This window comes from Bacillus cereus group sp. MYBK79-1, from assembly GCF_051915365.1.
In the GTDB taxonomy this organism is placed as follows: Bacteria; Bacillota; Bacilli; order Bacillales; family Bacillaceae_G; genus Bacillus_A.
Window position 1 is genome coordinate 34,461 of sequence record NZ_JBQAEO010000007.1, and the last position, 12,085, is coordinate 46,545.

Sequence of the window (12,085 nt, forward strand, 5' to 3'; positions counted from 1 at the left end):
ATTACAAGCTTTTTTCATGAGAAAAATAATAATACTCAATTGCTAGTAGCACTATATGCTACATGTCTTCTCTCAATTCTCTCTTCAATTTCTTTCATATTTTCTTTATTATTTAATAGTGATTGTTTATTTTCAATTAATAATTGTTTAAAAGATTTTCGCACTTTTTTTCGCATTTTCATTTTCCTCCTTGGGGGATGGTTTATATAAAAGATAAAGAATTATCTGGTTGTTCTTATAATAATGGATTGTTGTGAATTCTATTTGAACTTCATATGAAAATTCCGTTTATTTTCTGACAACTTTGTGAACACGCAAAAATTTGATCGCCCTAAAACCATTTTGAAATTGCTTCATGTCATTATAAAAGTTGCTATTGTCATCAACCTCTATCAATATATTTTGTCGAAACATTAATATATTTAAAATTTAGTTCTATATAATTTTATTTACTACGATACTGTTCGTAAAAACAAAAAGAGGGATGTTGTATAAGTCAAACTTTGACTTATACAACATCCCTCTTTCAAAACTATTCACAGCATATTTATTAATATTTCAGGTCTTCCCCAATTCATTTCTTCACAAACGAATCTAAGTTTTTCTTCATCCATTGTGTGTAATCCTTCTTCTAGTGAACATAAAATTGGAACTTCACAGTGAATTTGCGCTAATTGTAATGAAATATTTAAATTCTCTAAATCACTTTCAATCTTCGTACGCTGCGCTTTCGTTAATGATGCGACATTTTCTAGTACAGTTGCTACTGTACCATACTCTTGAATAAGCTTATACGCTGTTTTTTCACCGATACCTTTTACACCTGGGTAATTATCGCTCGTATCTCCCATGAACGCTTTCGCATGCACGATTTGCCACGGCTCTACACCTTTTTCTTCCATGATTTTCTCTGGTGTATAATATTCGTAATTTCCAATTCCTTTGCGCAAGAGCATAACTGTAACGTTCTTATCAACAAGCTGAAGTAAATCCGTATCACCTGTTAAAATATAAACTTCCGCTTCATTACAGTATTGTTTCGCAAGCGTGCCGATACAATCATCCGCTTCATACCCTTTCATACCGATAACTGGAATAGACAATTTCGCAGTCATTTCTTGTACTAAGTCAAATTGCGGAATTAATTCTTCAGGCGGCGCTGCACGATTCGCTTTATAATTTGAGAACGATTCTGTTCTAAATGTCGTACTTCCCATATCCCAGCATGTTACGATATGTGTCGGTTCGATTGCTTGCATAGCTGTTAATAAATGTTTCATATAACCATGAATCCCGTTTGTAGGGGTACCATCTTGTCGTTTCATAAATTGTCCGTAGACACTTGTTGCGTAAAAAGCACGAAATAATAGTGCCATACCATCAACTAATAATACTTTTTTCATAATCCCTCTCCTACTACAAAAAATAATAACCCCACGTCATCACGTAAGGTTATATAAATAGATTACCATTCTACGTTTTTTTAACTTTGTCTATTATACATTGTTTTTGTATATTTAGCATCATTTACACATTAAGACATTCTACTACAACAAGTATGAAGAATTCCTGAATACGTATTTTTCCCAGTCGAAACAACTACAGCCTTTGCATTTCCACCAACAATATACGTACCTTTGAAACATACGTTTTCAAGTTCAAGTGGATTATAGTCTTTCATTCGTTTTAAAGGAATAAATCGTTTACGCTCAAGATGATAACAACTTTCAAATTTCTCAATACTCGCATCGTTTCCTGTTAGCACAGATTCATTTACTAATAAATCATTCGCGTAAATGATACGTACATCTGCTGGTACTGTATCACCTTCTGAAAGAAAAATCATATCACCAGGAACAAGCTCTTGCACTGGCACATTCATCATCTTCAGTTCATTGTTTAGCCCTATGCCATTAACACATTCTACTCTAGATACAGTAATCTTTTCACATTGCAATTCATCACGCACTTGTTGTTTTGAAAAACCTGGGATCATTCCACTTAGCTTCATCATGACTTCTGCAATACGTACTCTTTTTGAAGTTAATTCGTTTCGGCCGTATACTTGAATACGTTTTTGTGCCTCTTTCATAGATAATCCGTCTCTTGTTGTTTTAAAATACGCAAATACAGATTTCACATCTCTCGTTGCGATTTCAATTAATAAATCTTTATTTTTTTGAAGCAATGTTTGTTTTTTCATTGATTTTTTACTTAATTTATATGACGTGTTACCCACAGTTTTGTTTGCATATAACATATTATCGTCTCCTCCTTTACAACATAGGAAGAAACGCTTTGTTTCTCAATTTATCCACTTTACCATGAAAGTGTCTAGCGCTTAAACATACATATAAACGCTACATGATGATAAATATAGAGGGAGGAACAAGTCGTTTCCTGCCTACATCATATATTTTTGATTTGAAGTATATGGGTAACGGAACCGAGTCAGAATTTGACATGCTCCTCACCTCCTCGTTTCATTTTATAGTTTATACTATGAAATTACTCATAGCTTTGTAACAAAAAGACCCTTACTCCGAAAAGAGTAAAGGCCATGACATACACAAATAAACGATTCCTAATATAATTAGAAATCTACGGACCTCTCCCTCGCCGAGTTTTAGCACTGTATAGCATAGGTACATTACCAGCTACGTTAAGAAAAACCTTAATTCGATCATTCCTGTTGACCCATTGGCGTCTCTCGACATTTTTGGGCAGTAGCATTTCTCTATACAGGAGCCTCACCTAACAGAGACTTATTATTATTACATAGAAAATGTTACTCTTATTTAAAATAGATGTCAACAGCAGCCTACAATTTTTTCGCAAGGTATGGCGGACTAACGTATATAAAATAAAAAACTTTACGTCTAAACGTAAAGTTTTTAATAAGTGATACAACCAGCAATTACAATCCCAATGGAAAGCGATAAAAACATAAGAAAAAGACCGACTGCTTGATTATCTTCTTCGAGACTTTTGTTTATATTAAAGCGTGGTGTAAGCCACTCAGCTAAATAAAAGACAATAATTTGAGCCAAAATCCCAACCGCTCCCCACGAAACCATATCAAGAAGTGAAATAGAATTAGCTGCTGTCGAATATAAAACAATAGCTAACCCAAGTAATCGTCCTCCAAGTACATAGCTTACCGCTTTATTCCCTTGAGCCATTAACTTAAATTCTTTTACTTTCGTTGTCACTTCCATCAGGAAAAGACCAATGCATAAAAGTCCAAGTGTTACTGCTAAATATAATAAAAAATTAATCATATACTTTCCTCCTTTTTTATACCTACCGGTAAATAGTACGATTCATTCCCCGTAATTTTTTCCCCAGCGCGAATACCGATACTACTCGCTTTTCCAGCAATTAAAAACGAACCAAACACATACGACAGTTTCTCTATCCCTTTTTCTGTTTCCATTGATACGACTGGAAGTTCTGTATATTTTTGAAATACTGGCAGTGACGCTTTATACGTTTCGTGTGCATTTTGAATCATAATATTTTCGTCCTTATCGCGAACGGTAATTGTATCTCCTTCTCTACCAAATGAAGGTTTTTGAACGAAAGAACCTTTTCCTAAAAATAAATCTGGTTCTAAATATGTAGGTAACATATATTCTTTAATCCACTTTCGTTCCTCATTTGTATAAAAGACATTTTCTTCTGCTAGCCCCCAAATAAGACACTGAATTGATTTTGGCTGAAGTAAAAATGCTGACAAAGGATTTATAATAAAAAGCTTTCCTGATTTTACGAGCTGCAACAGTTCCACACCAACCAAATCTCCTGTTTCAGGATCTTGATCCTCAATTAAATCTTCTATCGGATATGTTTGGCGATATAAAACATCAATTTGTACTCCATCGCTATCCACTAAAGCATCTTTTGTAATTCTAAGTTCTGACATTGGCACTACTTTATTTTCAACATGGCATAACTGACTCAAATACATAGTCGTATTCCAATCCTCAATATGTTCATGATGTGCTGTAAAAACAACATTGGGATTATCTATTCCCTTTGTCGCTTCCATTACGGCTTTTGTAACACCTGAAGATAGTAACCGCTCTTGACCCAAGTTTGGATCATCATAACCTAGTTTTCCACAAACTTTTCCATTCATTTGAAAGCATTCCATAATAAAAGTTGGTGTATCACTATTAAACTCAAGCATTTTAATTTGGTTATCACCTGTTAACACGAAATCAAATCGCGAAATAACAGATTCAGGATATAATCCTTTCATTCTAATGAATGATAAGCTCGCAGGAGGAAATCCAAGTTCAAGAAGCTGTTCATCACTTAAATTACGCAAAAGTCTAGCAGTCTTAAAAAATATTTTCCCCATTCGTTCCGTTGCTAATTGCAATTGTTTCATAGTCTGATTTGTTATCGAGAAAACATGAAACAAACTATACTCACATTCATATAAATCCGACCAAAAATCCGGATATTTCGAATAAAACTCTTTTCGATCCCTTATGTATTGCGACATAATTAGCCTCCAAATCCACCCTTTGAACCGCTTCCAATTCCACCTTTAAATTCCGCAGACGATTGATAAGATTTAAACGCCGATGAATTTTTAAAAGTGGATTTATTTTGATAGTATCGCCCGCCATAGAAGTAATGCCCACGATAACCTGAACTACTATCATCACACTGCCATACCCCAAGTTCATCATCCCAATCCCAATCTGAACAACTCTTATCCTTCGGTTTTGGAGGAAGATCTTGTGCACAGCCAAATAAAGTGCCAGTCATTAAAGACGTTACGACACCACCTACTAGCCATTTCGTTTTTGTCACCTTCGCACTCCCCTTTTTAAAATCTATTCCTATTATATAGGATAGCATGATAAAGTAGAAGAAAAAGGAAGAAGAGGGATAAAATGCGCTTAGAATATCGACTTAATGATGAAACGAAAGAGTATCCTGCTTTATGGAACTACGCAAATATTTCTAATTCTGAAATTATCGCACGCATGACTTGTGAATATTTTATAAAAGATAAAAATACATATGTTGTTACTGCAACTTCAGTAGATCCAGACGGAACAGCAGTTATATACATTCAACAAGAAACTTTTTCTAACGATCCGTCAGATCCAACTTACTTCCACATCGGTTTTGAAGTTAGAGAGCTACAGGATACAAGTTCAAACTTGATTGAAAGTAAAGATGTATGGAACTATGAAGAAATCTTGCCATATCTTCATTCAGATATTATATATATTCAGCGCGACGGCATGCATATGGAGTTCGCTTTAGATTCAAGAGAGATTGATGAAGACAGAAAGTGCTATATTTATTATGGAAACTTCACAGGTGAATCGAGATAACGTGAAACTTTAATCAGTGGGGGTTTTCTTCATCCCCCACTGATTATTAGCCCTCACCAATCGGACTTTAATGGGCAGTTAATCCCCCACCTAAATTCTTTGCTTTCGCTGAATTTTGAGGTGGGGGTCTTACTGCCCATTAAAGTGGGATAATATGAATATATGTATGCAACAAAAAAACCTTACGTATAAAACGTAAGGTTTTTATATAGCCCCACATATGCCGTTCTCTCTAGATGTCCATAAACCTGCTCTCACAGGTGGATGCTCTCACAAATGTTTGTAACTTCCTTCTTAAAAAGATGGCTTGTTAGCTACATTTAAATATTGAACTTCCGTATTAAACTTATTGGTTTAAGACATGCATAAGCTACGTACACCGTAGGAATTTTATATAATGTTAGTTGAAATAAGACCCCCGCACGTGCCGCTCCTCGTAAATGTCCAAAAACCCGCTACTCGCAGGTGGATGCCCTCACAGTTACCGTACATCTTCCTCCACAAGGAAGGCTTGATGATGGTCGCTAAATATTGAGCTTCCGTATAACTAACATCGGTTTTAGACATAAATAAGTTACGTACACCGCAGGATGTATTATTTACTTGTCGTTATATTATCACATTGTTTCTAATGTGTAAAATACAAAGTTTTTCGAGCAATTTCTTGCTTGTGACCTTATTTTAATACAAATTATTTTTGCATGCAAGTGATTAATCTTCTTCTTTTGTAATTTGATTTTCTGGATAAGAAATCCAATCACTCCAGCTACCTGCATACAATTTAACATTTTGGAATCCAGCTAATTTCAATGCGAGGATATTTGGACATGCTGTCACACCAGAACCACAATACACAATTGTTTCCTTATCTTTCGAAAGATTTTGGAATCGTTCTTGTTGCCCAGCTTCATTCTTAAATTGTCCTGATTGTACAATTCCATCCTTCCAAAAATAGTTTACTGCTGTCGGAATATGTCCTGCTTTTGAATCAACAAGTTCCTCTACACCAGCATAACGTTTTGGTTCTCTAGAATCAATTAACGTAACATCTGCACCTGCATGAATATTCTCTCTGACCGTTTCCATCGTTACAAGCATATGATCTTGTACATTTGCTTTGAATACTTTTCGTTTAGCAACAGGAATTTCCGTTGTTATCGGTAGTCCATTCTCTTTCCAAGCTGGAAATCCGCCATCTAATATATATACTTTCTCATGTCCTACATAGTTTAATAACCACCAGAGACGAGAAGCATTTGCACCCGCTTGACTGTCATATGCAATTACTGTCGTATGTTCATCAATACCAGCTTGTGAAAGCTTGTCTGCAAACTCCTCAATATTCGGCAACGGATGGCGACCACCATGTTCTGTTACAGGACTTGATAGATCTAAATTTAAATCAAAATATAACGCATGAAGAATATGTTCTTCCTCATACTTTTCTCTACCCCAATTCGGATTCGCTAAATCAAAACGACAATCGATTATACGGACGTTCTCATCTTCTATATGCTCACGTAACCATTCGACTGTAACTATCATCTTTAACGACCTTCTTTCTCTTGCAAACGACTTACATACTCCATAACCATTTCTTCTGTAACATATTTACGCTGCAGTGTAACACCATTTTTTGCAAGATCATTAATTTGCTTTGTTACAACATTAATGACATCAACCGAAAATTCTTTCCCCTTTGACGCAAGAGATACGGCTGCTTCAATAGCTGCTTCACGCTGCGCATCTAATTGTAAACATGCTTTTACACTTTCATTTTGTTTACGAGAATGTGCTGTAATTGCTTTATGTACTTCCATCTTCTCTTCCCCCTAAATAAGTTATACGTTCTGATTCAATTCCATTGCAAGCCGAATCATATCACGACATACAATCCCATTTTCAATAATCTCTTCTTCATAATGCTTTGAAAAGTAATCAAAATCAATAGAAAAAATACGAAATCCACATTTTTGATATAAAGCAAGTTGTGAAACACTAGAATTGCCTGTACCAACTTCAAGTTTTGACATACCATATCCTTTAGCAGTTTCTACGGCATGACTTAATAGCTTCTTTCCAATCCCTTTTCCTTGCAAGTGCTCTACAACCGCAATATTCATAATTTCCATCGTCTTCGTCCTTGTTTCCAAAAGAACATATACACCGACAACTCTCTCTTCTTGCTTAGCTACATATGTTAATCCTCTTTGTACATATGCATCAATTTGCTCCTCACTTGGATCAGCAAGCAATAATAAAGGTTTCGGTATAGCTTCTTTCGAAATAGGTTCTATTACAACAGGCATAAAAATTCCCCTCTTTTCTATTGTTCTAATCCCTCCTTGTCTACCATAAATAATAGAAAGGAGGGATTCACCATGGACAACAATGAGAAAAAGTGCAACGTCATCTCTATTGATGGAAAGAAGAAGAAAAGCGACACGTATTCCTATCCAAAATTAGTAGTAGAAAACAAAACATATGAATTTTCTTCATTCGTCTTATGCGGTGAAACACCAGACGGCAGACGACTCGTTCTTACTCATATGATTTCTACCGATGAATTTGCTGGGTTTGTCAAATCTTTAGATACAGTACTGCAAAAGAAAATTGAACGAATCTTTTTCTCATAACGACTAGATCACATAAATTTCTTTTTCAATCTCCACTAACTGCTTTTGCAATTGTTCTTTACTTTGTTCATATAGTGATACATCAATCGTTTCAGCCAATGCAAATAATATACTTTCATAATAATTCATCACATCTTGCTGCATCACTTTTTGGAATAAGTTCCATTTCATATTCCATTCTTGCTTATAATGATGAACAAATAAATCTTTTTCATCAGCTACATAGTTTGATACGAAAGGCTCTAATACAACTTTAGCCTCTTCTTGCATGAAAGCTTTATCATTTTTTTCAAAAAAGCTTTTTTCATTTTTAAAATGTGCCAATGCTTTTTTGAAATCTTTGATTTCCACTGAAGGGAACGGTTCTTTATGTGTAATATCTTTATACTCATAATCCACTGTTCCACTCATAGAAATTGATTCATTTTCTACTTTACAGTTCACCACAATTTCATTCTTTGCACGCCTCATCGCTTCATCTATCCATTTTTCAAGGCGTAATGATGTCGCACGCATTTCTTGTAATAAATCATGCTGAATAAATGCGACTAATTCCATAACGCACTGTTGCAACTGCACTTTCACATTTCCGTCCGTTCGAAGCGATGCTGGATTAATAAATTCAGTAAACACATCGTTATAGCGTAGGAATAGACGCTGTTGCACGTAATAAAGCAATTCTTTCACTTCATTTTGCATCGCCTGCTCTTCAGCAAGCACACTATATGATGAAATAATATGAAGTAGTTGATCACGCTCTGCTTCATATTTTTTCGTTTGCTTCTCTTTCTCCTCATTCCCCTGCTTTGCACCATTTATCATATTTACTAAAAGCTGATCCGCTCCTTGCAATGCACCATATAAAGCATGAACAGATACGAGCATTAAATCTCTCATCATAAAGGATGTAAATGATTTCTCGAACTTAGCAATCCCAGAGTTTTGTAATATACCGTACTTCTCTCTTTCAATATTCTTTCCTTGTTTCTCTTCAAGTGCACATAAACTTGAAATCGCAAATAAACGCGGATTTCTAATACCGTATTGTAATAGCTGGTCTGCAATATACCCTTTTACCATTTCAAGTTCTTCTTCAGACTCTGCTAAATCGGCCGCATTAATTAAGAAGAACATTTTATCAAGAGCAAAAGTATCCTTTACACGACCAAGCTGGATTAAAAATTCACGATCAGCACGGGAGAACACATGATTATAATACGTTACAAATAAAATAGCATCCGCGTTTTTAATATACTGGAACGCAACGTCCGTATGACGGGCGTTAATAGAATCCGCTCCAGGAGTGTCTACAAGCGCTACTCCTTGCCTTGTTAAAGCACAATCATAATAAAGCTCCATGTACTCAACAAAACATGATTTTTCTTCATTCGCTACATAATCAGAAAACTCTTCTAATGTAACTTGTACTTGCTTCCCTAAATGAGCAGAAACTGTATCATACCCTTTTTGTACCGCTCGTAAAAAACTAAATGTTGTTTTTTGCTTCCCTGTTGGTGAAGGATATTTCATAACTTTATCAATTTGTGCTAACGCTTCATCTAACGTAGTAATCTCATAATGAAACAGCTTATAAACAGCTTTCATATCTTCTAATAGAGCTTGCTTTGATTTAAATTGAACCATTACTGTTCCGTGTGGTTTTTCCTCTGTAACCGGCAAAATTTGATTAATCGTTGCCGTCGTCGGATTTGGAGATACAGGAAGTACCTTCTCACCAAGCAATGCATTGGCAAATGATGATTTCCCAGCACTAAACGCTCCGAATAACGCTACTGTAAATTGTTTCGTTTCCACACGACGCCTTTTTTCTATTACCTCTTGCTGTACATGTTTCAGCGCTGGCAATGGCTCTAATATCGTTTCAGCTTTCTTCACTTTCTCTAATATACGCTGAATATTTAAAGCTGCCGTTCCTTTTATCTCTTCTTCATGAGCCGCTACGTTATCGTTTACGCTTTCCTGCTCTTGTAGTGTGAATTTCTCACTAACAATTTGTGTTTTATTTTGCAATATCTCCTCTATCTGCAATCCTTCAGGTGTAGCAACACGCTCGTTCCAAACATTTTGTAAATAACTTTCATATGTCTCCAAATTGTTACTATATTGCAATTTCGTTTCTTTTGCCGTTTGCAACATCGTATATTTTTCAATCTCTTCTTCAATGCGAGCAACTGCTTCCTTCACCTTTTGCTTTAAAACGACTGCACTTTTATCAAAAATTTGCTGTGCTTTTGTAAAATAACGTTTCTTCAGTTCATTCGCTACATCTGCTGTATAAAGAAGTAAGTAATCACCTGTGAAACCTGCACCTTGTTTAATGACCTCAGCTAACATGTCTGGTCCAAAAGCAATCTCTAAAGCATATATGTCTTTTCCAATTTCCTCTGTGAATAATCCTTCTTCTTTTAAGAAGGCAACAATAAATTCTTTCACATGGAAATCAAGTTGCGTTTCAACAGTCTTTTGCAAAGCAGAATAAAAAGCATCTAAACGTCTCTGTTTTTCTTGCTCCGTCTTTCCTTTCGCAAATAGCAAACCGACCTTAAATTTTGTTAATTTCGTTTCTAAATACGCATTTGCCAATTCTCTCATCTCAAATGGCATTAAATACGCGTTATCTAATATGGCTTGTAAGCCTTTTATAAATTCGTTTCTCACATGAGATTCTTTACTAGCCTCGCGATGTTTCGTTTCCGTTAGCTCTTCTTTCTTTTCAACTATTTCTGAAATCGAAAGCGGTGCCGCTAACTCTTCCTCATATTTCAAAAGAGCTTTTTCATTTTCAGAAAGAATAAACGAGAAATGTTCCCCCATTAAATATTCTGTTTCGCGCTCCATTCCATCTCTTACATACTGCTCTTTTTCTTTCATAATAGATGTAATTAATGTTTCTAGGCTTCCAATTTCATTATGTGGATGGTTCATCATTCGTAATGACGTATAATAAACTCCATCTACTTCAATATCCCAGTTAGAGAACGATTGTTTTACACTATCTTTATAATCCTCAAATGTTAATTCATTTTCTTTATGTTTATCTATTTGATTTACAACGAGATAAACCGTTTTATTACGTTGTTTCAATTCTTTAACAAATTGTAAATTCACTTCCGATTGGACGTGATTATAATCCATCATATAAAAAATTACATCTGCTAGATGCAGCGTTGATTCTGTCGCAAGTTGATGGGCATCATCTGTTGAGTCAATCCCTGGTGTATCAACTAACATAACACCTTCAGGAATTGGCGCATCATTCCGATAAATGTGAACACCAATTACCTCATCACCGTCTTTACAAATTTGTTTTAATTCTTCAGCTGAATACGCACCGTCATATTCGTACTGTTCTCCAGACTTAACTGTTACGACAACACGATCCATCCCTTTTTCAATTTTGACAACGTTAGCGCTTGTCGGAATTGGACTTGTTGGTAATAACTGCGCTTTATATAGATGATTCATCATCGTTGATTTTCCTGCAGAGAAGTGACCACAAAACGCTATCATAAGCTGCTCTTGTTTATATTTTTGAATCACCTCAAACAACTTTAAACTATTCTCTGCATCGCCGTGTTTTTGCCACTCTTCATAAAAACAAACAAGTTTTTTCATACCGTTTGTCTGTACTATGTTTGTCATCCCCTTGTTCCCCTTTATCCAAGATGTATATACTTCTCCCCGCTATTTGCGAGCTAATAATCAACGGGATATACATCCCCGCATTGATTACAGTTTCACTTTACTATCATACTAAATTTTCAGCATATTCTCATTAAAAATAAAAAATCCCTTTCATTCTTTTTACAAATGAAAGGGATTTTATGTCATATCACTCATTTTGCTGTTCCTACTCCATTTAAAACATACTTTGTAATAACTGCATATACAGCGACTGTACCTGCTACTAATGCATACACCATACTCATGCACCAACCTTTTTTGATAATGATTATCACTTTTGAATACATTTTATCATTAAAGAGAATCATTATCAACACTTTTCATAAAGAAAGCCCCTTATAAGAAGGAGCTTTACTGCCTGTTTTGAAGAAGGTTAAAACTTGT

The 12,085-nt window shown here is 35.3% G+C and carries 12 protein-coding genes, 2 other RNA genes and 1 riboswitch; of the genes, 2 read left to right on the top strand and 12 right to left on the bottom strand.

Annotated features, from left to right (window positions below; translation table 11 throughout):
* Positions 1-35: 35 nt before the first annotated feature.
* The 6 genes from ACTFOB_RS13475 to ACTFOB_RS13500 form a co-directional block, all read right to left on the bottom strand.
* A complete protein-coding gene (locus tag ACTFOB_RS13475) occupies positions 36-176 on the bottom strand; it encodes an FbpB family small basic protein (RefSeq protein ID WP_440025128.1) in 141 nt (46 codons plus the stop codon).
* Between the two features lie 360 nt (positions 177-536).
* Positions 537-1,403, bottom strand: a complete 867-nt coding sequence (locus ACTFOB_RS13480) for a 5'-3' exonuclease (RefSeq protein ID WP_151631031.1) — start codon at positions 1,401-1,403, stop codon at positions 537-539.
* Between the two features lie 131 nt (positions 1,404-1,534).
* A complete protein-coding gene (locus tag ACTFOB_RS13485; protein ID WP_151631032.1) occupies positions 1,535-2,260 on the bottom strand; it encodes a P-type ATPase in 726 nt (241 codons plus the stop codon).
* A gap of 343 nt (positions 2,261-2,603) precedes the next feature.
* Positions 2,604-2,769: riboswitch (M-box (ykoK) riboswitch) on the bottom strand.
* Between the two features lie 125 nt (positions 2,770-2,894).
* Positions 2,895-3,281, bottom strand: a complete 387-nt coding sequence (locus ACTFOB_RS13490) for a DUF350 domain-containing protein (RefSeq protein WP_000606860.1) — start codon at positions 3,279-3,281, stop codon at positions 2,895-2,897.
* Positions 3,278-4,513 carry a glutathionylspermidine synthase family protein gene (locus ACTFOB_RS13495; RefSeq protein WP_440025130.1) on the bottom strand — a complete coding sequence of 412 codons (1,236 nt, stop codon included), beginning with the start codon at positions 4,511-4,513 and terminating at the stop codon, positions 3,278-3,280. Before ACTFOB_RS13495 ends, ACTFOB_RS13490 begins: the two co-directional genes overlap by 4 nt.
* 2 nt (positions 4,514-4,515) lie before the next feature.
* Positions 4,516-4,827, bottom strand: coding sequence for a hypothetical protein (locus ACTFOB_RS13500; protein WP_440025131.1), 312 nt, complete (start codon positions 4,825-4,827; stop codon positions 4,516-4,518).
* A gap of 83 nt (positions 4,828-4,910) precedes the next feature.
* On the opposite strand from ACTFOB_RS13500, the gene ACTFOB_RS13505 reads away from it, so the two are divergent.
* A complete protein-coding gene (locus tag ACTFOB_RS13505; RefSeq protein WP_440025132.1) occupies positions 4,911-5,360 on the top strand; it encodes a hypothetical protein in 450 nt (149 codons plus the stop codon).
* A gap of 207 nt (positions 5,361-5,567) precedes the next feature.
* On the opposite strand, the gene ssrS (ACTFOB_RS13510) is transcribed toward ACTFOB_RS13505, so the two are convergent.
* The 5 genes from ssrS (ACTFOB_RS13510) to ACTFOB_RS13530 all read right to left on the bottom strand — a co-directional run bounded on the left by ssrS (ACTFOB_RS13510) (position 5,568) and on the right by ACTFOB_RS13530 (position 7,669).
* Positions 5,568-5,751: non-coding RNA, 6S RNA (gene ssrS / locus ACTFOB_RS13510), on the bottom strand.
* 21 nt (positions 5,752-5,772) lie between these two features.
* A non-coding RNA gene (gene ssrS, locus ACTFOB_RS13515) (6S RNA) lies at positions 5,773-5,955 on the bottom strand.
* Positions 5,956-6,071: 116 nt separating this feature from the next.
* A complete protein-coding gene (locus ACTFOB_RS13520) occupies positions 6,072-6,905 on the bottom strand; it encodes a sulfurtransferase (protein WP_440025133.1) in 834 nt (277 codons plus the stop codon).
* 2 nt (positions 6,906-6,907) lie between these two features.
* Complete coding sequence (locus tag ACTFOB_RS13525; RefSeq protein ID WP_000451808.1) at positions 6,908-7,180, bottom strand: YpbS family protein; 273 nt, start codon at positions 7,178-7,180, stop codon at positions 6,908-6,910.
* A gap of 21 nt (positions 7,181-7,201) precedes the next feature.
* Positions 7,202-7,669, bottom strand: a complete 468-nt coding sequence (locus tag ACTFOB_RS13530) for a GNAT family N-acetyltransferase (protein WP_440025135.1) — start codon at positions 7,667-7,669, stop codon at positions 7,202-7,204.
* Positions 7,670-7,741: 72 nt separating this feature from the next.
* Here ACTFOB_RS13530 and ACTFOB_RS13535 point away from each other — a divergent pair, with 72 nt between their 5' ends.
* Complete coding sequence (locus tag ACTFOB_RS13535; protein ID WP_000369740.1) at positions 7,742-7,996, top strand: DUF3931 domain-containing protein; 255 nt, start codon at positions 7,742-7,744, stop codon at positions 7,994-7,996.
* Positions 7,997-7,999: 3 nt separating this feature from the next.
* On the opposite strand, the gene ACTFOB_RS13540 is transcribed toward ACTFOB_RS13535, so the two are convergent.
* Positions 8,000-11,659 carry a dynamin family protein gene (locus tag ACTFOB_RS13540; RefSeq protein WP_440025137.1) on the bottom strand — a complete coding sequence of 1,220 codons (3,660 nt, stop codon included), beginning with the start codon at positions 11,657-11,659 and terminating at the stop codon, positions 8,000-8,002.
* Between the last annotated feature and the right edge of the window lie 426 nt (positions 11,660-12,085).

Excerpts from the sequence above, each read along its gene's own strand:
- ACTFOB_RS13490 (WP_000606860.1), bottom strand. The coding sequence starts at position 3,281 with ATGATTAATTTTTTATTATATTTAGCAGTAACACTTGGACTTTTATGC.
- ACTFOB_RS13525 (WP_000451808.1), bottom strand. The coding sequence starts at position 7,180 with ATGGAAGTACATAAAGCAATTACAGCACATTCTCGTAAACAAAATGAA.
- ACTFOB_RS13530 (WP_440025135.1), bottom strand. The coding sequence starts at position 7,669 with ATGCCTGTTGTAATAGAACCTATTTCGAAAGAAGCTATACCGAAACCT.
- ACTFOB_RS13535 (WP_000369740.1), top strand. The coding sequence starts at position 7,742 with ATGGACAACAATGAGAAAAAGTGCAACGTCATCTCTATTGATGGAAAG.
- ACTFOB_RS13480 (WP_151631031.1), bottom strand. The coding sequence starts at position 1,403 with ATGAAAAAAGTATTATTAGTTGATGGTATGGCACTATTATTTCGTGCT.
- ACTFOB_RS13475 (WP_440025128.1), bottom strand. The coding sequence starts at position 176 with ATGCGAAAAAAAGTGCGAAAATCTTTTAAACAATTATTAATTGAAAAT.
- ACTFOB_RS13485 (WP_151631032.1), bottom strand. The coding sequence starts at position 2,260 with ATGTTATATGCAAACAAAACTGTGGGTAACACGTCATATAAATTAAGT.
- ACTFOB_RS13495 (WP_440025130.1), bottom strand. The coding sequence starts at position 4,513 with ATGTCGCAATACATAAGGGATCGAAAAGAGTTTTATTCGAAATATCCG.
- ACTFOB_RS13520 (WP_440025133.1), bottom strand. The coding sequence starts at position 6,905 with ATGATAGTTACAGTCGAATGGTTACGTGAGCATATAGAAGATGAGAAC.
- ACTFOB_RS13540 (WP_440025137.1), bottom strand. The coding sequence starts at position 11,659 with ATGACAAACATAGTACAGACAAACGGTATGAAAAAACTTGTTTGTTTT.
- ACTFOB_RS13505 (WP_440025132.1), top strand. The coding sequence starts at position 4,911 with ATGCGCTTAGAATATCGACTTAATGATGAAACGAAAGAGTATCCTGCT.